Origin of the sequence: Paenibacillus cremeus, assembly GCF_007786445.1 — a bacterium.
In the GTDB taxonomy this organism is placed as follows: Bacteria; Bacillota; Bacilli; order Paenibacillales; family NBRC-103111; genus Paenibacillus_G; species Paenibacillus_G cremeus.
The window spans coordinates 1-20,310 of sequence record NZ_VNJI01000078.1; the positions used below are offsets into that span (position 1 = coordinate 1).

Sequence of the window (20,310 nt, forward strand, 5' to 3'; positions counted from 1 at the left end):
TGAGATTTCCCAGTATATAAGACCCCTTGTAGACGACGAGGTAGATAGGTTCGGGGTGGAAGCGCGGCAACGTGTGGAGCTGACGAATACTAATCGGTCGAGGGCTTATCCAAAACGATTCAGCAAGCTTTGTTTCGAATCCAGTTTTCAGGGTGCAAATCCTGAACAATCCGTTTGGTGATGATGGCGGAAGGGAACCACGCGTACCCATCCCGAACACGACCGTTAAGCCTTCCAGCGTCGATGGTACTTGGACCGCAGGGTCCTGGGAGAGTAGAACGTCGCCAAGCAACTGAGGAGCCCACCTGGGGTGGGCTTTTCAAATGATTTCTCTAACGATGCATAGCTTTATGCGTCAGTATCAAGGCCCGTTGGTCAAGGGGTTAAGACACCTCCCTTTCACGGAGGTAACAGGGGTTCGAATCCCCTACGGGTCACCATTACTTATGAACGCTTAGCTCAGCTGGGAGAGCATTACCTTGACAGGGTAAGGGTCGGCGGTTCGATCCCGTCAGCGTTCACCATATTGTGTGGAGCCGTGGTGTAGAGGCCTAACATGCCTGCCTGTCACGCAGGAGACCGCGGGTTCGAATCCCGTCGGCTCCGCCATGATTTACTTCAGTGCAAGGGTGAGAACCCTAAGGGTTCGTCGGAGCATAAGCTTCGTTAGGAATACTTCGCAGTCTCGGAGTGTAACGAAGAGTATCCCGTCAGCTCCGGCATGATTTTTAAAGTTCGGGACGTAGCTCAGCTTGGTAGAGCACCTGGTTTGGGACCAGGGGGTCGCATGTTCAAATCGTGTCGTCCCGACCATTTTACAAAACATTAAACCCAGCGATGGGTCAAACCACTCTAAATAGAGTGGTTTTTTTATTTTCAAGGCCTATTCTTGTTGACGCTTACAATGATTTGTCATACAATTAGACAAATGAAACAAATAGGCAAGAAGTGGATGGAATGGTGAGGACCATGAATGAAAAGCAAGATGAAATCAAAATCAAGTCCATCAAGCGGGAGACGATGTCCAAGCAGGTGGTCGACCAAATTATTGAGCTGCTGATGAGCGGCCAGCTGAAGCCAGGGGATAAGCTGCCGACGGAGGCAGAGCTCAGCGACCGGCTGTTTGTGAGCCGGCCCGTGCTGCGAGAGGCGCTAAGCTCGCTCGAAACGATGGGTATGATTCATCGGAAAACGCGGGAGGGCACGTATTTTTCCAACCGGATTGGCAGTAAGCCGTTTTCGATCATGCTGGCGTTGTCGGCCGGGGATATTCCTTCGATCGTGGAAGCCCGAATGGCTTTGGAGCTGGGGCTGGTGACGATGGCCGCGGAGAAAATTACCGCAGAGCAGCTGCACCTGTTGGAGCAAAATCTGCAGCAGATGTCGCTCAATAAGACCGAGTACAGCGAGATTGATAAGGCGTTTCATCGGACGATCGCGTACAGCGCGAATAATCCGATTCTAGAAGGCAGCATTGATCCGCTGCTGAATATGTTTGACGAGACGCTCAGCCAAATTCCGCTCGATGAAAGAGATCATACGGCGACGATGCAGCAGCATCAGGCGATTTTTGAGGCGTTGAAGAGGCGGGATCCAATAGCCGCGTACTCCAGCATGTACCTCCACTTGGGGCATGTAAGAGCTAAGGTGATGAAGGCGATACAGGAAGGCTGAGTCACTAAAAGAACTATTGTGAACACGCTTTCAATAAAATTACATAGTGATGAGAGAGGCGGAATGGATATGGCAGCAAACGAGAGAAAGGCGCCGACGGGGATTTTGGGATTTCCAGTAGCACCTCAGGATCAACAGGGGAGATTGGATACGAAAGCGCTGGAGGCAAATGTTCGATTTTTGATCGATGAGGGCTTGTCTTCGATTTTTGTGGGATGCGGTTCAGGGGAGTTTCACGCGCTAAGCACGGCGGACTACCGGACGATGGTCGAGGTAACGCTGGCGGCAGCGAAGGGCCAAGTGCCGGTCTACACCGGCGTAGGAGGCAATATTGCCCACGCGCTGGAATTGGCCAAGCTATCGGAGGAGCTGGGGGCGGACGGGTATTTGATTTTGCCGCCGTACTTGATCGAGCCGGAGCAGGAGGGGCTGTATCAGTACCTCAGCGCGATCATCGGGAGCACTGATTTGAATGCGATCGTGTATCAGCGGGACAACTGCATCCTGACGCTAGCAACGCTGCAGCGGCTGTTGGAGCATCCACAGCTGGTCGGCTTCAAAGACGGCCACGGCAACATGGAGAACAACATTGAGTTCACACAAGTCATAGGCGACCGTTTGACCTGGCTCAACGGCATGCCGATGGCAGAGGTGACGATGCCAGCCTACGTGAATTTGGGCTTCAATGCGTACTCCTCGGCGATTTCAAACTACATTCCGCATATTTCGCGGCTGTTCTATGATGCGCTGCTCAACAACAACAAGGAGCTGCTGAACGAGCTGTATCAGCATGTGATTTTGCCAATCAGCCGGATTCGAAGACAGCGCAAGGGCTACGCCGTCGCATTGATCAAAGCGGGCATGGAGATTGTCGGCTTGCCGGTTGGGACGACGGTGCGTCCGCCGCTCATTCCGGTGGAGAAGGAGCATTACGCGCAGCTGGAGAGCATTTTGAAGACGGCATTCGAACGATTCCCTAAGCAAGCGAACCAATAAAAAGCGACCAACAAGGAGGCTATACGACAATGAGCGCAACGTATTTGAACTTTATCAATGGGCAGTGGACGCCATCGGTGACGGGGGAAGTGGAGGAAAGCCGGAATCCGGCGAATCAGAAGGAGGTCGTTGGTCTCTTTCAAAAATCGTCGATGGACGATTTGAATCAAGCGGTAGCCTCAGCCAAGCAAGCGTCGAAGCCATGGAAAAAGCTGTCCGGCAGCGCGCGCGGGGATCTGTTGTACAAAGTGGCGTCGATTCTGGAGCGCCGATTGGACGAAATAGCGGAGACGATGACGCGCGAGATGGGTAAGACGTTCCCAGAGGCGAAAGGCGAGACGGCAAGAGGCGTGGCGATCCTGCGCTATTACGCAGGTGAGGGGCTGCGCTCAGTGGGCGATGTGATCCCGTCGACCGACAGCGAAGCGCTGATGTTTACGACTCGCACGCCGCTGGGCGTGGTGGGTGTCATTACGCCGTGGAATTTCCCGGTGGCGATTCCAATCTGGAAAATCGCTCCGGCCTTGATCTACGGCAACACGGTTGTTGTGAAGCCAGCCTCGGAAACGGCGGTAACCTGCGCCAAGATCGTCGAGTGCTTCGCGAAAGCTGGATTGCCGGCAGGCGTGATCAACATGGTCACGGGCTCCGGCTCCATCATCGGCCAAGGGCTGGCAACGCACCCGGATGTGAACGGGATTACGTTTACCGGCTCCAATGGCGTAGGTAAGCGGATCGGGCAGGCGGCACTGGCGCGCGGCGCGAAATACCAGCTCGAGATGGGCGGCAAAAATCCGGTGATCGTAGCTAATGACGCGAACCTTGATCTGGCGGTAGAGGCTACGATCAGTGGCGGACTGCGTTCGACCGGACAAAAATGTACAGCGACGAGCCGAGTCATTGTCCAAAGCGAAGTGTACGACGCGTTCAAAGAGAAGCTGGTGCAAAAGGTTCAGCAGCTGACCGTCGGAGACGGCATGAAGGCCGGCATCTGGATGGGTCCTTGCGCGAATGAGGGCCAGCTGCAAACTGTACTTTCCTACCTGCAAAAAGGAACGGAAGAAGGCGCTAGCCTGCTTTGTGGCGGGAACCGTCTCCAAGGTGAGGGGTTTGAAAACGGCTTGTTCGTCGAACCAACGGTGTTCGAGAATGTGACGACGAAGATGGCGATCGCGCAGGAGGAAATTTTCGGTCCAGTGCTCGCACTCATGAAGGTGAACACCATCGAAGAGGCGCTGGAGCTGGCCAACGACGTGGAGTTTGGGCTTAGCGCATCCATTTTTACCACCAATATCGGCAGCATGCTGTCTTTCATCAATGAAATGGACGCAGGTCTCGTGCGCATCAACGCGGAAAGCGCAGGCGTCGAGCTGCAGGCACCGTTCGGCGGCATGAAGCAGTCTAGCTCGCATTCGCGGGAGCAGGGGCGGGCGGCAATGGAGTTTTTCACGTCGGTTAAGACGGTATTCGTGAAGGGATAAGAAAAGGAGTGGCTGGCGCGATGAATCAAGAAATGGCTGCAGGAACACCGATCATTACGGAGATGCTGGTTATCCCGGTGGCAGGCCACGATGGCATGCTGCTGAACTTGAGCGGGGCGCACAGCCCGTTTTTCACCCGCAATATTGTCATTCTAAAAGACAACGCAGGCCGCACGGGCTTAGGCGAGGTGCCAGGCGGGGAGCGCATTCGCCAAACGCTGGAGGATGCCAAAGAGCTCGTCATCGGCCAATCCATCGGCAAATACAATCAGGTGCTGGGAGCGGTGCGGAAGCGGTTCGCCGATCGCGATGCCGGGGGACGCGGCTTGCAGACCTTTGATCTGCGCATCACAATCCATGCCGTGACGGCGCTTGAGGCGGCATTGCTGGATTTGCTCGGGCAGTACTTGGAGGTGCCGGTAGCGGCTCTGCTCGGAGAAGGCCAGCAGCGTTCGGCGGTCGAGATGCTGGGGTACTTGTTCTACGTCGGCGACCGCCGCAAGACCGATCTGCCGTACCGGAGCGAGCCGGAGGCGGCGGACGATTGGCTGCGCCTGCGCCATGATGAAGCGATGACGCCGGAGGCGATCGTGCGGCTGGCCGAAGCGGCGTATGAGCGCTACGGCTTCAACGACTTCAAGCTCAAGGGCGGCGTGCTGAGCGGCGAGGAAGAGATGGTCGCCATCGAAGCGCTGGCCAAGCGGTTCCCTCAGGCGCGGATTACGCTGGATCCGAACGGCGCCTGGTCGCTCGAGGAGGCGATCCGCCTCTGCCGCGGCAAGCACGGCATTTTGGCTTATGCGGAAGATCCGTGCGGCGCGGAAAAAGGCTACTCCGGCCGCGAGGTGATGGCCGAGTTCCGGCGCGCGACCGGCCTGCCGACGGCGACGAACATGATCGCCACCGACTGGCGCGAGATGGGCCATACGATTCAGCTGCAATCGGTCGATATTCCGCTCGCCGATCCGCACTTCTGGACGATGCAGGGCTCCATCCGCGTGGCGCAGATGTGCCATGAATGGGGCCTCACCTGGGGCTCGCATTCGAACAACCATTTTGACATCTCGCTGGCGATGTTTACGCATGTAGGGGCGGCGGCTCCAGGGAACATTACGGCACTCGATACGCATTGGATCTGGCAGGATGGCCAGCGCCTCACCAAGGAGCCGTTGAAAATCGTCGGCGGCATGGTGGCTGTGCCCGAGAAGCCGGGCTTAGGCATAGAGATCGACATGGAGCAGGTTGAAGCGGCGAACCGGCTCTACAACGAGATGGCGCTGGGTGCGCGGGATGACGCGAAAGCGATGCAGTATTTGATTCCAGGCTGGAAATTCGATAATAAACGGCCTTGTATGGTAAGATAGCCGAACTTATAACTAGACGTATGGCAAAAAGCCTGTAGGAGCTTTATGAAAAGCTCTTGCAGGCTTTTTCCTATTGGTGCAGCCGGGGCTGTAGAAGAAGGTGCAAAGGGAGGTTACCCCCGGTACTCCACCGGCGTGACTCCCGTATGCGACTTGAAAATTTTGATAAAATAGCTCTGATTGTCATACCCGAGAAGCTCGCAGATTTTGCCGACGGAATGGCTGGTGCGGTCCAGCAGCTCCTTGGCGCGTTCCATCTTCATCCGCGTGACATATTCAATGAAGCTTTCGCCGGTCTCCTTCTTGAACATCCGGCTGAAATAGCTGGCGTTGAGGTGCAAATGCTCGGAAACCTCCTCGAGACTGATGCGCCGGTCCAAATGCAGCGAGACGTATTTGCACGCCTCCACCACTTCTGCTCGCATGCTGGTGCGGGCGGTGCCAACCAGCAGGGAAACGGCCTCCAGATGCTCGATCAGCCAATGCTTCATTTCGCTTAGCGAATCGATCTCGGCGATCTCCTTATGCAGCGTATCGGCCGAGTAGCCGGGGTGCATGAACTGCAGCGACTGCAGCTTCAGCTTCAGGTCGAGCAGCAGCTTCAGCATCCAATCCTTGACCGTCTCCGGCGCGTATTCGCGGGCCTTCAGCTGCGAGGTCCAGCGCTCGACGACCGTTTTCACCGCTTCCGGGCGCTTGCCGATGACCGATTCGCGCAGCTCCGTGCTGGCCAGGTCGTAGTCGGTGAACACTTCCTCGTAAGCCTGCTTCGTCACGGGACGCCGCTTGGCGATGTCGCCTTCCTCCAGATAAAAGCGCTGAGCGCGGCTGCCCACCAGCTCTCCTAGCATGGGCCGCAGCGTCTCCGGTGTACTGCAAGGCTCGCCCAAAATAAACGAGATCCGCAGCTTGAGCGTCCATTGCAGCGCATCTTGAGCCGCCTTTAGCGAACCTCCGATCTGATCGTAGACGTTCGTCTTAATGCCCGGACGGAAAGAGAACAAGAGGAACGACTCCCGATTGCCATAGCTGGTGTGAAAGCAAGGCAGCTCGGCGGCTTGAAGCACTTCGTCCATGACATTGTTGACAGCAAAACGAAGCGTCTGATCGGATAAAAACCGTCGCTTCGCCTGCGAATAGCCCTCCAAAAAGCCGATTACAGGCAGACAGGCCATCTCCTCGGCGAGCAGTCCGTAGTTGTTCTGCGCTTCCTTCAGCCAATCCTGCGGCGAGAGCAGGGGCTGCTCGATGAAGTTTTTGAGCCACTGCTCCTTCCGCAGCTCCTTCGTTTCATCGACCATATGCTTCAGTCGCGATTGCTGCCAGTTCATCTGCGCTTCAGCATCGAGGCTTTCCTTGACGCGGCGCAGCAGCATCTCCAGCTCGGCCGGATCCAGTGCGTCCTTGAGCAAATAATCCTGCACGTTGAGGCGCATCGCCTGTTGGGCAAATTGGAATTCACTGTGGCAGGACAAGATAACGAAGCGGATATTCGCTTTTCTCTCCTTTAACCGCTCGATGAGCTCCAATCCGTTCATCTTCGGCATGCCGATGTCGGTAATGACGATGTCGGGCAGCGCCTCCTGCGCCTGCTCCCAAGCGGCTTGTCCATTCTCGTGCATGCCGGTCAGCTGAAGCCCGAGCTCCTCCCAGCCGATCGCCTCAGACAACAGCTCCAGCACCGGATAGTCGTCGTCGACTAAAATCACGTTATACATCATTCCACCTCCTCGTAACGGGTCAAACTCTCCCAAGGAATATCCATTTGAATCGTCGTGCCTTCACCCTCGATGCTCTGCACCTCCATCCGGAACGCTTCCCCGAAGGTCATTCGCATCCGCTCTGAGACGTTGGGCAAGCCGATGCCGGAAAAGCCGCCGCCCGTGCCATCTTGCTCCGGATGCTTGCCAGATTCCGCGTCTATTTTGCCTCGGAGGGTTTCCAGCTTGGATGCATCCATGCCGGTTCCATTATCCTTCACCTTCAGCAGCAGCGCACCGGGCTCCATCGTACCTTGTACCACGATCGTCCCCGCCTTGCGGTTCAGTCCGTGAATGATCGCGTTTTCCACGACCGGCTGAAGGAAGAAGCGGGGAACCTTCACCAGCAGCGCTTCGGCGGAGACGTCGTACTGCAGCTCTACGGCTTCTTTTTGCCTCATGTTCATCAGGTCGACGTAGTTCGTGAGCAAATCCAGCTCTTCATGCAGCGTAATTTCATCCTGCTCTTGACTGACGGTCATCCGAAGTAGCTTGGAGAGGGCCGCGATCATCTTCGCGCTGTCCGCATCGCCGCGCTTCATGACCTTCATCCGGATCGAGTTCAGCACATTGAACAGAAAATGGGGGTTGATCTGAGCCTGCAGCATGGCCAGCTCCGCTCGGCGCTTGCGGGCCTGCGTATCCGATACTTCATCGATCATCTCGTTCACTTTATCGAGCATCAGGTCGAAGGAATTGCCGAGGCGGCCGATTTCATCCACGCCCCGTACACCGGAGCGCACGGTCAGATTGCCGCGCTGCACGGTTCCCGCCGTTTTCCCCAGACGCACCAGCGGCATGGTAAACTTGCGGAGCAAATAGAGCAGCAGCAGCAGGAAGACAATGAAGGAAGCCAGCTGAAACACAAACACCTTGCTGAAAATCGTATTCGTATTGACAATCGCCTGCCGGTAGGGCTGCATCGACACCAGGTGCCACCCGGTAAAAGGAAGCGTCTGCTCCGTTACCAGATGGTTTACCCCGTTAATCGGGATCACATCGGAGGCTGCTTGATCCCCAACCGCTAAGGGCCCGAACGGGGCTAGCTCTTCAATGCGGCTGGGGTCAGGGTAGGAGATAATGCGACGCTGTTCATCCAAAATCATGACTTCTTCGCCGCCGGACAGCTGGCTGAAGATCCGGTTCAGCTGATTTTCCAAGAAGGTAACGATAACATATCCGTAAATGTTGGTGTCATCGCGGCGGAGCGTGCGAACGACAGAAAGCTGGTACGGATTGCGCTGCCGATCACTGCTGAATACCGTTGGCGTAGGCCCAGTCCAGTACGACTGAAAGCCGCTCAGCTGGGAGAGTTGATGAAACCACGGCTCCTTCATGAACAGTAATGGGTCGTATTCACTGCTCTGGTAGGTGGTGAAGTAAGTCCCATCGGTGAGCAGCACGGTAACATAGCTGTTCTCCCCAATGGCGGCAAGGCTTCGCAGCTGATCCGTAATTCGCTTGGCATCCATGAATCGGGTATATTCGTCGGTTTCCTTCGGGTAGGCGCCGGAAGCGAGCACTTTAAAGTAAGAGGTCATGTCCGAGTTCGTCTGCACATAGTTCGCGATATTCAGCATGCCTTTCAGCAAGCTGGTGACGGAGCCGTTAACGAGCAGCAGCGACTCCTGCGAATTCGATACCGCCTGCTTTTTGACGGCATCCTGGGTCAGATTGTTGTAAATAAGCAAGGTAAAAAAGGCCGGCAGCAAAATGCAGGCGATCGACGCCGCCATCAGCCTGGACCGCACGGAGCGAAATACAAAAAAATCACGGACACGCTCGAACATGGCTACAGCCTCCCGAAATGCGAAAAAAACGCTAAAAAAGCAGGGAGCCATGAGCGGCCCCCGCTTTTGTATAGCGTACTCTTATTTTTTGTTTGCTGCAATAATTTGATTCACGCGATCTTGCGAGCTCTTCACCGTAGCGTCAACATCCTGCTTGCCGAAGATCAGCTTCTCAAACTCTTCGTTGAGCGCTTTATACACTTCTGCTTGGTAGGATTGCGGTGGAGCCACTTGCGAAGACTTCGAGATTTGCATCGTCGTGATGAGGGACGCTTTGTCCACTTTATCCGGATTCTTCGTAGTGCTCAAGATCGTGTCGATCATTTTGCTCATGTCTTCGGCTTTTACTTTGCTCCAGGATGGAATGTTCTTACCTTGAGCGATTTGACCGTCGGTTGTGTACCAACGTACGAATTTGTAAGCTTCTTCTTTATGCTTGGACGCCGCGGCAACGGATACGAAGTCCGTTCCTACCGGAGTCAGACCGTTCGGATCGCCTGGGTTGTTCTTAGGGAATGGAGCTACAGCCAGGTTAAAGTTGAGTGGCATTTGATCTGTACCGCCCAGCTCGGAGTTCATCCAGCTGCCGATAACGATCATGCTCGCGGATTGGCCATAGAATTGCGTACGGTAAGCCAGCTTCTGAGAGATCAAATCAGCATAAGGCACAGCGGATTTGTCTTCTTTCTCCATCTTTACGCGAAGCTCAAGCGTCTTCTTGTAGTTCGGGTTGTCCAGGTTGGACGTGCCATCAGGCTTCAAGAAGTCGGCGTTGACCGGTTGGTTCTCCATCATCAGCTTCAGATATTCAGTCCAGCCGCCGCCTTGCGGACCGTGGAAGTATGTACCGTAACGCTTAGTGGAGCCTTCGCCTTTGGTCAGCTTCTTCGCGTACTCTGCGAATTGATCCCAAGTCCAGTCCGTTGGCACTTTCAGGCCAGCTTCATCCAATTGGTTCTTGTTGAGCAGAACGTACCAAGGATTGAACTTACCAGGAAGCGCGTAAACTTTACCGTTCAAAGACGTATCGATTTTGTATTCCTCTTGCTCTTTGTAGCCTTCTTTAGCGATGTATTCATCGAGTGGAGCTGCCATGCCAAGCGCAACGCGCTGAGCGTAACCAGCTGTGTCGGAGAACATCAGCACGTCCATCGCTTCGCCAGAAGCGGCTGCGAGGTCAAGCTTCTTCATCGCTTCTTGGGAATCGCCCTTTTCACTCAGTTGAACGAGTTCAACCTTAATACCGGGATTTTTCGCCTCGAAAGCGCTTAACGTATTCTTCCAGTTGTAGGCCGATTCCGTACCGTGCGTGTACAAACGGATCGTTACCGGACCTTTACTTGCGTCGGTACCGCCAGCTGCTTGATTGCCGCCCGTCGTGCCGCCGCTTGTACCGCCGCAGCCTGCCAGCAAGCTAAGTGCCAATGTGGATGCTGCTACACCAGTCCATACCTTTTTTTGCATAAAAACCCTCCTCGAAATTGTCCAAGCTTGAATAACAATTTTTTTTCTACTAATTCATTATAGATAGCGCTACCATGCTGCTTATGACACGATCTTTACTTCTTTCGACACTATTTTTACTTTTGTGAAAGAACGAAGGGGCCCGGCTGCTGCCGGTTACCCCTTAACTCCTCCGAGCGCAATCCCTTCGATAACGCTCTTTTGGCCGATAACAAAGACGATCAGAAGCGGCAAAATCGCGGAAACTGCACCAGCCATAATAAGTGAGTAGAATTCACCGCTAAGCGACGTAAACTTTTGCAAGGCCAGCGGGATTGTAAATAGTTTGTCCGAACGAAGGAAAATTAACGGGTTTTGATAATCATTCCAGGTCCAGATGAATCGAAGGATGGCATAAGTAGCAATAGCCGGTTTTACCAACGGCAAACCAATGGACCAGAAAATCCGGAAATGCCCGGCCCCGTCGATTTTGGCCGATTCAATATACTCTTGATGCACACCCATGAAAAACTGACGCAGCATGAATGTACCGAGAACGCTGAAGCTTCCGATAATGATGATCCCTAGATGGCTGTCGAACAGACCGATTTGACGATACAGGATAAACTGCGGAATCAGCGCGGCTTGTCCTGGTAGCATGTAGGTCGTGAGTACGATGGGGAACAGCCACTTGCTGGCGGAAAACTGCACCTTGGAGAACCCGTACGCCGCCATCGCGGAAACCACGCACGAAATCACGGTCGTCAACACGCTAATCTTAATCGAGTTCCAATAGTATTTGTAAAAAGGGTATTTTCCAACCCAAACTTCTTTATAATTTTCAATCGCATGCCAATGCTTAGGAAGCCACTGAATCGGGAAGGCGAACACTTCGGTCTCAATTTTGAACGAAGTGACGAGCATCCAGAAGAAGGGCGTTAAGAACAACAAGCTGATAGCGAACATAATTACGGTGACAATGGCTTTGCGAATATCGAAGGACCGTGTCCTTTCCATACGGATTCCTCCTTTTAGTAGTTAACCCATTTTTTCTGAGCTGCCCATTGAGCGAACGTAATGATAAGTACAAACACGAACAGCACGGCAGCCATCGAAGAAGCGTAACCGATTTTCAGGTTGACGAAGGCCGTCTCATACATATCCCACACCATCATGGTCGTGGAGCCCATCGGTCCGCCTTGCGTCAGCACAGCGATGATATCAAATACTTTAAACGAAGAGATAATCCCGGTCACGAGCAGGAAGAAGGTCGTCGGCGACAGCATCGGCAGTGTAATTTTCGTAAATTTCACCCAAGTATTCGCACCGTCGATATCTGCGGCTTCGTACAAGTCCTTCGGAATAGACTGCAATCCGGCAAGGTAGATGATCATGTTGAAGCCGATCGAAATCCATATGCTAATCATCATGAGAGAAATCAGTGCAAAGTTCGGGTCGGCAATCCACTTCGGCGGGTTCGCAAATCCGATCGATTTCAAAAATTCATTGATCGGTCCGTAAGAAGGCTGGAACAGGACCTGCCATACCACGGCAACGGCTACGATCGTCGAAATGTAAGGCATAAAATATGCGACTTTAAAGTAACTTTTGAAATACACGAACTTGTCGATGATGACCGCCAGCACCATACTGATGATCAAGTACACCGGTACCGACACTAAGAAAAGCAGGTTATTCGTGATCGATTTCAAGAACGTTGTATCGTGCGCAAGCTTCTGGAAGTTAGACAGCCCGACCCACTTGAGGCCATTCCAGCCGGCAACGAAGTTCCAATCAGCAAAGCTGAGTATAAGTGTCGCAATAATCGGCAGCAGGACCAGGATAAACACGCCGATTAGCATCGGGCTGACGAAGAGGAAGCCCGCGAGCGTCTCGCCGCGCTGCAAAGCTCCGCCGCGTTTCCGTGATGCAGCTGCGCGCGGCAGCGATGCGGAATTAGTTGACATGTCGATTCACCTCGAAATTTATTGAAGTACCTTTATTATAGAGAACATTCCGTGCTCGCTTATGACGCTATTTTGATCATTATCACGGTTATTTTTACTTTTTGGGCTGGACCAGATATTGGGTGGAACATAAAAAAACGCCGCTCAGCTAATCGAAGGAGTGGGCAGTCGCCAGGGTAGCGCTGCGTTCGTCCCTGCTGAGGGCGGTCATTAATTGTAATGCCAAAAGTTATTTACTGTTGTTCGCTTCCCACCACTGCAGGTAGGAGAACGGGTCAATCGTATACCAGGCGGCGGCATCGGTCTTGTAGATTCCGAAGTGCAGATGCGGATCGAACTGCCCTTCCGTACCTTCGGGACCGTAGCCGGTATTGCCGACGTAGCCGAGCAGCTGGCCTTTCTTCACTTTGCTGCCCATGCCAATGCCATCCGCATATTTGCTGAGATGTGCATAATAGAAGACCGTCGAATCATCAACACGCACGGTCACACGCCAGCCGCCGTACTCGTTCCAGCCGAAATTAATTATGGTGCCGTCGAGTACGCTGTAAATCGGGGTGCCTTTGGCGGCCATGATGTCCACGCCTTCATGCGTACGCTCGGCCCCGCCGGTTGGGGTCCAGGAGCGGCCGTCAGCATAGTTGTCCTCCAGCGGTCCCTGGTAGGTACCTTTCCCGAGAGGGAACTGACCATTGGTTAATTGTGTAGGCTTCCTAACGGCTGCCGGGGCAGCTGGAGCAGGAGTAGATGCAGTGGAGTTCACTGATGGCGCAGAACCATCCGGGATATTGATCGTTAGTCCGCTCCAAATGTTGCTCGGATTCGTGAGCTGGGGATTCGCTTTCAGCAGCGTATCCAGTGTGAGGCCGAATTTTTGGCTGATCAGCCACATCGTGTCGCTATTTTGCACGGTGTAGGGGGTTGGTCCTGGGACCTTCAAGCTTTGACCAGGTAAGATCATGTCGGTGGTCAACTGGTTCGAAGTCATGAGGTCCGCGGTCGTTATATTATATTTAGAAGCGATTTTCCAGAGGGAATCTCCGGATTGAACGGTATATGTAGCGGCATTGGCTGTCCCTGCAAATAAAAGAAAACTGGCTGCGATGGTTGTAAGCGGTGTCATGAATTTCAAATCTATCAGCTCCTCTATTTTTTGTCGGGATTGGGTTTAACATTATGATAGAGGATTGTACTGGCAATTTTAAGTCTTAAATAATGGGAAATCAGCCATATTCCGACTTCGGCCCGCATAGTATTTAATGTAGCTTAATATTAGCTGCAAAAATAGACGGAGGTGCTGACATGAAGGTAAGAAATGTCTTATCTGCATTGATCGGGATCTGGTTCGCTGCTGCGCCGTGGATCTTTGGATTCGCCGATCAGAATGGTGCCTTGTGGACGAGTGTCGTATTCGGGGTTATTCAATTGATCGCGTCGCTATGGGCCGGCGGGAAGCTCGGATGGCAAAATCTAGTGTCAGCGGTTACAGGGATATGGTTTATCGTGTTTCCGTTTCTCTTCCCGGTATCGAGCGGTGAGTTGTGGACCAGCATCGTTCTTGGGGTTGTGACGGTGGCACTTAATCTGATGGATTCGGGGAATAAGTCGTAATTGTTTGTTGGCCTAGTTGGCAAACAACACCAAACAGCCCGCCCTCAAATTAGAGGAACGGGCTGTTTTTTATACTAAATAAGTTCGCTGTCGGTGTACGACCGGATTATGGACGGAGCTAAAGGCCGGCAAGAAGTAGGGATGGGTCTCCCACCAACAAAATAAAACCCCCTGTCCCAGCACCCGCGCATAGGGAAACATGTCAAAAATGATGCTTAACGTGAATAAACATAAAAGCAGTAAAGCATTACAACCGGGAAGGGTGAACCGCATGAGCCCTGGATACGGAATGTACCAGCAGCAAAGCGCCAAGCTGCAAATGACCCCGCAATTACGACAGGCGATCAAAATTCTCCAGCTATCGACGCCGGAGCTGCTAGATTGGGTGCAGCAGGAGCTTCAAGACAATCCGGTGCTGGAGCTGGACGGAGCGAGCGCGGGAGGCTGGGAGCAAGGCGTAGGCAGGCGGGGAGCAGGACTGGAGCTGCTGCAGCATGCGGCAGACCATCAGCCATCCCTGGAAGGACACTTAAGGGAGCAGCTCAGCTTTATACAGCCGATGTCGCGTACCCTTCGGCGAATTGTGCTCTACATGATCGGCAATCTCGATACAAACGGATACCTCGAGCCCACGTTGGACGAAATCGCGCTTACCCTGCACGTCCAAGCGGATCAGGTGGAGCAGGCGCTGGCCATTTTGCAAAGTATGGAGCCGGCGGGCGTGGGGGCAAGAGGCTTAAGGGAATGTCTGCTCCTACAGGTTCGAGCGCTGCCGGACTCGTCCCCATTGGTACCGCTCTTAATCAAGCATCATTTGGAAGCGGTGGCCGGGTACCACGTGCATAAACTGGCGGTGCAGCTCAAAGCGTCGACCCAAGAGATCAAGCTGGCGATGAACGTAATCAAAAGCTTAAACCCGCGGCCCGGTGCTGCGTTTCATGCAGGCGATGTGAAATATATGATTCCCGATGTGATGATCGACAAGGTAGGGGAGCAATTCGTCGTGCGCATGAATGAAATGGCGGCGCCGAGGCTGTCCCTGAATGGACAGTATGAACGCATGGTTCAGGAAGGCGGGGGGAATCAAGAGGTACGGCAGTTTTTACGGGAACGGCTGAATGCGGCGGCGTTTTTTGTCAGGTGTATTGAGCAGCGAAGATGGACCGTGTACCGGGTGACCCAGGCTATAGCGGAGGAGCAGATCGAGTTTTTGCAAAAAGGAGCGGCCCACTTAAGACCGATGAATTTGCGGCAGATCGCGGACAAAGTCCACCTCCACGAATCCACGGTCAGCCGGGCGACCGCCGGAAAATATGCGCAAACGCCTTGGGGCGTGTTTGAGCTTTCGTTTTTTTTTCCTTCCGGGGTGAGCCGGGAGCTGGGGGAGGCGGCCTCCTCGGAATCCGTCAAGACTAGGCTGAGGGCCTGGATCGAGCAGGAGGACCGCAGCAAGCCGCATTCCGACCAAAAGCTGGCCGACCTGCTGACCGAGGAGGGCATCCAGATTTCCCGCCGCACGGTGGCCAAATACCGGGAAGAGCTGGGTCTCGCCTCCTCTGTCCGCAGGAAACGGCTATAGCGCCTTAACCCATAAGTTCATGTCCTCGAATTTATCGTAGATTTCGCAGTTTTTGGTCAAACGCCCGGTATAGCGGTACCCCATCTGGAAAAATACCGCGTTCATCCCGAGCGACAATGCTCTCGACAGTGAATACGCGCAGCGGATGTTTCGCTGAAGCAGCTCCTGCTCCAGCGCCTGAATGAGCACGCGCATCAGTCCCTGATTACGGTAGGTGGGCAGGGTGGCACAATCGGTCATCTCCGCGTTGCCGTACACGCTGTTGATTTCCGCGGATGCGGCGCTGATCAGCTGGCCGGACGATTCCACCACATAAAAAACCGTCCCTTCGCCCATCGCTTTCACAATATAAGCCGGGTCGTTCATCGGTGTCGGGTAGGTTTGAAACACACTGCTGTACAGTCGCGCAAGCTCCTCGGCATCGGCGGCCACGGCTTGGCGTAAGGTGCAATGCTCGGGGGCTAAGGCCAGCGTTGTTTTTTGCGGAAGGGCCAGCACCTGCCTCAGGATGCGGTCCTCCTCCATCCAAAAGTCACTTGTCCGGCGCTCTAGCTCCAAATAGTAAGCCATGCAGTAGGCGTCGTCGCCGTTGAAATAGCCGGTATAGATTCCTTCCAGCATACAGCCCAGGGAGAGGAAGGTTTGCCATTCGTCTTCCCTTGATTTCAAGAACAGCTTGGTCAGGGAATGGACCCCTGCGATCTCGAGAATGCGTTCGAACAGGGCGTGGACGTTGCCCCGGTAATCGTCGACCCGCAAGCGTTTGTTGAAGCGATCCAAGCAGTAGTGCATTTCATAATCCGGTCCTTGCTCGACCAGGTTCGTATAGTAAGTATGTTCATCCGGCATGGCCCGCGTCCTCCTTTGGTACTTATCAACCTATACTTTACTGCAAAAAAGGTGCCAGCTCCAAAACACGGCCGATGTCCGGAGTGCTGCGTGAGATTCGCGGAGGCATGACGGAAGTTTTTGCAGCAAAAAGACGGGAGCACCGCAAAAGCTTTTGCATGTGGGCCTAAGTTGTGCGGCTTTCCCGCTCTTAAAGTAGGGCGACATGTTGGCATCTAAATTGCTGGTTATCCTAGTGGGAATTCAAAACAGGTTAGGCGAGGAGGAGGGTGACCGAATTGAACTGCACATGGTGCGAGTCGGAGGACATTCGGGAGGGCACGAAGGATTGCTATTGGGTCATGCCCGATGGAAGATCGACGGTCAGGCTGCTGGAGGTGCCGGCGATCGATTGTCCGAGCTGCGGAACCTACGTGACGGAAAGCATGGCGCAAAAGGTGGAGGAGGCGCTGTACCTAAACGACGTATCCTCTTTAGGTAAAGAGTTCACCTATGAAGCGTTAACGCGTGCGCCGAGAATCACCAAATCATACTTCAAAAGATGAAGTTGCAGGAAGGGGTATGGGCATGGGCACGGGTGCGGGGAAAAAGCGGGAGCATTTGATCAAGCCGGTGCTGCATCGGCAGTATCCCACCGCCAGCTATGGTCAGGGCGTGTTTTTGTACGATGAGCAGGGCAAAGCCTATCTGGACGCCTCTTCCGGAGCGGTTACCGCGAGCATTGGGCATGGGGTGCAGGACATTATCGACGCGATGGCGGAGCAGGCGAGGAAGGTATCATTCGTCTACCGCTCCCAATTCACCAGCGAGCCGGCGGAGCAGCTGGCCCAAAAGCTAAGCGAGCTGGCCCCCGGCCGCGATTACTGGACGTTCTTCGTGAACAGCGGGTCGGAGGCGACGGAGACGGCGATGAAGGTGGCGATCCAGCACTGGCAGGAGCAAGGACGTCACGGGAAAAATCGGGTGATCTCCCGCCGCATGAGCTACCACGGCATCACGATGGGAGCGCTCTCGATGTCGGGCCACGTGCTTCGGCGCAGACGCTTTGTGCCGCTGCTGGCGGATTACCCTGTCGTAGCGCCCGCTTACTGCTACCGGTGCCCTTTTGGCCGGACGTACCCGGAGTGCGGGCTCGCGTGTGCGGACGACCTGGAGACGGCCATCCGGCGGATCGGGGCGGAGCATATCGCCGCCTTCATCGCGGAGCCGATCGTCGGGGCGGCGGGTGGAGCGGTAACGCCTCCGAATGATTACTACCGCCGGATCAAGGAGATTTGCGAGCGGCACGAGATCCTGTTCATCGCCGACGAGGTGATGACGGGCATTGCGCGGACGGGCGCGATGTTCGGCATGGAGCATTGGGGCGTAGAGCCGGACGTGATCGCCTTGGGCAAGGGGATGAGCGCGGGGTATACGCCCGTGGCGGCTACGATGGTCAAGGACCGCGTGATGGAGCCGATTCTTCAGGGCTCGCGCGTCGTCATGTCCGGCCATACGTACAGCGCGAATCCACAGTCGGCGGCAGTCTCGCTTGCGGTGCTGGACTATATCGAGCGGCATCAGCTGGTGCAGGCGGCGGAGGTGCAAGGGCGCAAGCTGCTGGAGCGGTTAAATCGACTCGCGGACAAGTGCGAAATCATCGGCGACGTCCGGGGAAAAGGGCTGCTGCTGGCGCTGGAGCTGGTGGCGGACCGGGAGAGCAAGCTCCCATTTCCAGCGGCGAAGGGCGTGACTTCGCTTGTCATTGACAAGGCGTTTGAAAAAGGGCTGCTGATCTACCCGGCGGCAGGCGGTGTGGATGGCGCGGGCGATGCGGTTATCATCGCTCCTCCGCTTACGATCTCGGATGAGGAGCTGGAGCTGCTCATGCGTTTACTTGAAGACACGCTGCAGGAAGTGATGCGGGAGATCCAAGGCCAAGGCTCCTGATCGGAGGGATCGAGGATGGAAGATGAGCGAATGCAGAGCGGGAGCGGGGCGCGGGAGACAGGCGAGATCGTGAAGGAGCGAAGCCGCGACCTAGTCGGTGATAGGGCTGCCTTACCACCGCTGCCCAGCAAGGTTGGCACCTTGGAAGAGGCGCTGGAGGTCATCTCCGACGGCTGCACGCTGATGTTTGGCGGCTTCGGCGGGGTAGGCACGCCTCCGACACTGATCGAGGGCCTGCTGGCCAAAGGCGTGCGCGAGCTGGTGCTGATCGGCAATGACACCGGCTTTCCGCACATCGGCATCGGACGCTTGGTGACGGCGGGGCGGGCGAAAAAGGTGATCGCCTCCCATATCGGCTCCAATCCGAATGCCGGACGGCAGATGGAGGACGGGAGCCTGGAGGTGGAGTTTTATCCCCAAGGGACGTTGGCGGAAAAAATTCGCGCCGGCGGCGTCGGGCTGGGCGGTATTCTCGTCGACGTCGGCATCGGGACGATCATGGAGCAGGGGCGGGAGCGGGTGACGGTTGGCGGCCGCCCCTATTTGGTCGAGCCGGCGCTGACGGCGGACGTCGCGATTGTGCATGCGAGGCAGGCCGATCCGTTCGGCAATCTCGTGTTTGATAAGAGCGGCCGCAATTTCAACCCGCTCGTGGCCATGGCCGGACGGTTTACGATTGCCGAAGCGGACGAAATTGTGCCGTTCGGTGCGCTCGATCCGGAGCATGTTGTGACTCCGGGCATTTTTGTCCATATGGTCATACCGAGCAAAGGGGTGAATTGGGAATGGGCATGGGAGAAGAAAGCCGGGACCGGATCGCGCAGCGCGCCGCCCGGGAGCTGAAGGACGGGATGGTCGTCAATCTGGGGATCGGCATTCCGACCCGGGTAGCCGATTTCATCCCGGACGGCGTTCGCATCGTGTTTCATGCGGAGAACGGGATTTTGGGCGCCGGTCCGAGCCCGGCTGCGGGGGAGGAGGACCCGTTCCTATGCAACGCGGGCGGCTTCCCTGTCACCGTCATTGACGGTGCCTCGTATTGCGACAGCGCGATTGCGTTTGCGATGATCCGCCGTGGCGGGATCGACGTCACGATCCTCGGTGCGCTGGAGGTAAGCGAGAGCGGGGACCTGGCCAACTGGATCGTGCCGGGCAAACGGGTGGCCGGCATCGGCGGAGCGATGGAGCTCGCGCAAAAGGCGAAGAAGGTGATCGTGCTGATGAATCACCTGAATCATAAAGGCGAGTCGAAGATTCGCAAGCAGTGCGTGCTGCCGCTCACGGCGACGGCATGCGTCGATATGATTATTACGGAGATGGCGGTCATTGAGGTGATGCCGGGTGCGGGGCTGATTTTACGCGAGGTGATGTCGCCTTATACGGTGGAGGATGTGGTGCGCAGCACGGAGGCGGCGTTAACGGTCCCGGAGACGGTGGGGTATATTCCGTAGCGAGAGCAGCATAGCGGAGCTGTATTCCGCTAAAAGGGTGTTGTCATGCGCCTCATACGCCGTAGCGGAACTGAGAGCCGTTATTAGGTACGTTAGTTGAAAATCCGAGTGGAAAAGTGGCATATAACGGAACGTAGTTCCGCTAGTTGGACAGAATCGGGTAGCGTCAAGAAGTTTGTGTAAGCAGTCTTTGGTAAATACAAAGTAGAGTGTTCAAAGTCTAGTTTTAGAATATTCAAACATGAGATGGTGACTTCTCTCAGAGGTCCTCCAAAGGCTTTACATGGAGGGGAGGGCATGATAGGCTCAATGGCCTGGCGATACGAGTTTACGAGGTATCGCCCCTTCGCCAGTCATCATGCCCACAGAGGCTCCATGTCAAGCCGGCTCAGAAGTTCCGTATCGCTTCACAAACA

17 protein-coding genes, 4 tRNA genes and 2 rRNA genes are annotated in these 20,310 nt (G+C 55.0%); 16 read left to right on the plus strand and 7 right to left on the minus strand.

The window, feature by feature from the left end:
• The 10 genes from FPZ49_RS33290 to gudD form a co-directional block, all read left to right on the plus strand.
• Positions 1-113, plus strand: a 23S ribosomal RNA gene (locus FPZ49_RS33290); the annotation flags it as partial.
• 60 nt (positions 114-173) lie between these two features.
• Positions 174-290 (plus strand): 5S ribosomal RNA (gene rrf / locus FPZ49_RS33295).
• Positions 291-365: 75 nt separating this feature from the next.
• Positions 366-440: transfer RNA gene (locus FPZ49_RS33300), tRNA-Glu, on the plus strand.
• An 8-nt stretch (positions 441-448) separates the two neighbouring features.
• Positions 449-524: transfer RNA gene (locus tag FPZ49_RS33305), tRNA-Val, on the plus strand.
• An 8-nt stretch (positions 525-532) separates the two neighbouring features.
• Positions 533-609, plus strand: a tRNA-Asp gene (locus tag FPZ49_RS33310).
• Positions 610-736: 127 nt separating this feature from the next.
• Positions 737-813: transfer RNA gene (locus tag FPZ49_RS33315), tRNA-Pro, on the plus strand.
• 156 nt (positions 814-969) lie between these two features.
• Positions 970-1,674, plus strand: coding sequence for a FadR/GntR family transcriptional regulator (locus FPZ49_RS33320; protein WP_144854775.1), 705 nt, complete (start codon positions 970-972; stop codon positions 1,672-1,674).
• Positions 1,675-1,743: 69 nt separating this feature from the next.
• Positions 1,744-2,670 (plus strand): 5-dehydro-4-deoxyglucarate dehydratase, encoded by a 927-nt coding sequence (kdgD, locus tag FPZ49_RS33325; protein WP_144854777.1) that lies wholly within the window; start codon positions 1,744-1,746, stop codon positions 2,668-2,670.
• 29 nt (positions 2,671-2,699) lie between these two features.
• The gene (gene gucD / locus FPZ49_RS33330; RefSeq protein ID WP_144854779.1) at positions 2,700-4,151 is read left to right on the plus strand and encodes an alpha-ketoglutaric semialdehyde dehydrogenase GucD; all 1,452 of its coding nucleotides are present in this window, start codon (positions 2,700-2,702) and stop codon (positions 4,149-4,151) included.
• A 20-nt stretch (positions 4,152-4,171) separates the two neighbouring features.
• Positions 4,172-5,515 (plus strand): glucarate dehydratase, encoded by a 1,344-nt coding sequence (gudD, locus tag FPZ49_RS33335; RefSeq protein WP_144854781.1) that lies wholly within the window; start codon positions 4,172-4,174, stop codon positions 5,513-5,515.
• 113 nt (positions 5,516-5,628) lie between these two features.
• Here the strand turns inward: gudD and FPZ49_RS33340 are convergent, their stop codons facing one another.
• From FPZ49_RS33340 to FPZ49_RS33365, 6 genes are all read right to left on the minus strand, one after another.
• Complete coding sequence (locus FPZ49_RS33340; protein WP_315899224.1) at positions 5,629-7,236, minus strand: response regulator transcription factor; 1,608 nt, start codon at positions 7,234-7,236, stop codon at positions 5,629-5,631.
• On the minus strand, positions 7,233-9,065 hold the full coding sequence (locus tag FPZ49_RS33345; protein ID WP_144854783.1) for a sensor histidine kinase: 1,833 nt from the start codon (positions 9,063-9,065) through the stop codon (positions 7,233-7,235). Before FPZ49_RS33345 ends, FPZ49_RS33340 begins: the two co-directional genes overlap by 4 nt.
• An 81-nt stretch (positions 9,066-9,146) precedes the next feature.
• Entirely contained in the window at positions 9,147-10,529 is a 1,383-nt protein-coding gene (locus tag FPZ49_RS33350) for an ABC transporter substrate-binding protein (protein ID WP_144854785.1), read from the minus strand.
• A 156-nt stretch (positions 10,530-10,685) separates the two neighbouring features.
• Positions 10,686-11,525 carry a carbohydrate ABC transporter permease gene (locus FPZ49_RS33355; protein WP_144854787.1) on the minus strand — a complete coding sequence of 280 codons (840 nt, stop codon included), beginning with the start codon at positions 11,523-11,525 and terminating at the stop codon, positions 10,686-10,688.
• A 14-nt stretch (positions 11,526-11,539) separates the two neighbouring features.
• Positions 11,540-12,475 carry a carbohydrate ABC transporter permease gene (locus tag FPZ49_RS33360; protein WP_144854789.1) on the minus strand — a complete coding sequence of 312 codons (936 nt, stop codon included), beginning with the start codon at positions 12,473-12,475 and terminating at the stop codon, positions 11,540-11,542.
• A gap of 229 nt (positions 12,476-12,704) precedes the next feature.
• Positions 12,705-13,598 carry a LysM peptidoglycan-binding domain-containing protein gene (locus FPZ49_RS33365; protein WP_261381745.1) on the minus strand — a complete coding sequence of 298 codons (894 nt, stop codon included), beginning with the start codon at positions 13,596-13,598 and terminating at the stop codon, positions 12,705-12,707.
• A 179-nt stretch (positions 13,599-13,777) separates the two neighbouring features.
• On the opposite strand from FPZ49_RS33365, the gene FPZ49_RS33370 reads away from it, so the two are divergent.
• The gene (locus tag FPZ49_RS33370) at positions 13,778-14,086 is read left to right on the plus strand and encodes an SPW repeat protein (RefSeq protein WP_144854793.1); all 309 of its coding nucleotides are present in this window, start codon (positions 13,778-13,780) and stop codon (positions 14,084-14,086) included.
• A 271-nt stretch (positions 14,087-14,357) separates the two neighbouring features.
• The gene (gene rpoN / locus FPZ49_RS33375) at positions 14,358-15,665 is read left to right on the plus strand and encodes an RNA polymerase factor sigma-54 (RefSeq protein WP_186446255.1); all 1,308 of its coding nucleotides are present in this window, start codon (positions 14,358-14,360) and stop codon (positions 15,663-15,665) included.
• Here rpoN and ablB read toward each other — a convergent pair.
• On the minus strand, positions 15,660-16,514 hold the full coding sequence (gene ablB / locus FPZ49_RS33380) for a putative beta-lysine N-acetyltransferase (RefSeq protein ID WP_144854796.1): 855 nt from the start codon (positions 16,512-16,514) through the stop codon (positions 15,660-15,662). The genes rpoN and ablB overlap by 6 nt on opposite strands.
• 278 nt (positions 16,515-16,792) lie before the next feature.
• Here ablB and FPZ49_RS33385 point away from each other — a divergent pair, with 278 nt between their 5' ends.
• The 4 genes from FPZ49_RS33385 to FPZ49_RS33400 all read left to right on the plus strand — a co-directional run bounded on the left by FPZ49_RS33385 (position 16,793) and on the right by FPZ49_RS33400 (position 19,894).
• Positions 16,793-17,059: a YokU family protein gene (locus FPZ49_RS33385; protein WP_186446256.1), complete on the plus strand. Its 267-nt coding sequence runs from the start codon at positions 16,793-16,795 to the stop codon at positions 17,057-17,059.
• A gap of 22 nt (positions 17,060-17,081) precedes the next feature.
• Positions 17,082-18,443, plus strand: coding sequence for an aspartate aminotransferase family protein (locus FPZ49_RS33390; protein ID WP_144854800.1), 1,362 nt, complete (start codon positions 17,082-17,084; stop codon positions 18,441-18,443).
• A 183-nt stretch (positions 18,444-18,626) separates the two neighbouring features.
• On the plus strand, positions 18,627-19,286 hold the full coding sequence (locus tag FPZ49_RS33395) for a CoA transferase subunit A (RefSeq protein WP_391563902.1): 660 nt from the start codon (positions 18,627-18,629) through the stop codon (positions 19,284-19,286).
• On the plus strand, positions 19,229-19,894 hold the full coding sequence (locus tag FPZ49_RS33400; protein WP_144854802.1) for a 3-oxoacid CoA-transferase subunit B: 666 nt from the start codon (positions 19,229-19,231) through the stop codon (positions 19,892-19,894). The genes FPZ49_RS33395 and FPZ49_RS33400 overlap by 58 nt, the downstream gene beginning before the upstream one ends.
• Positions 19,895-20,310: the final 416 nt, after the last annotated feature.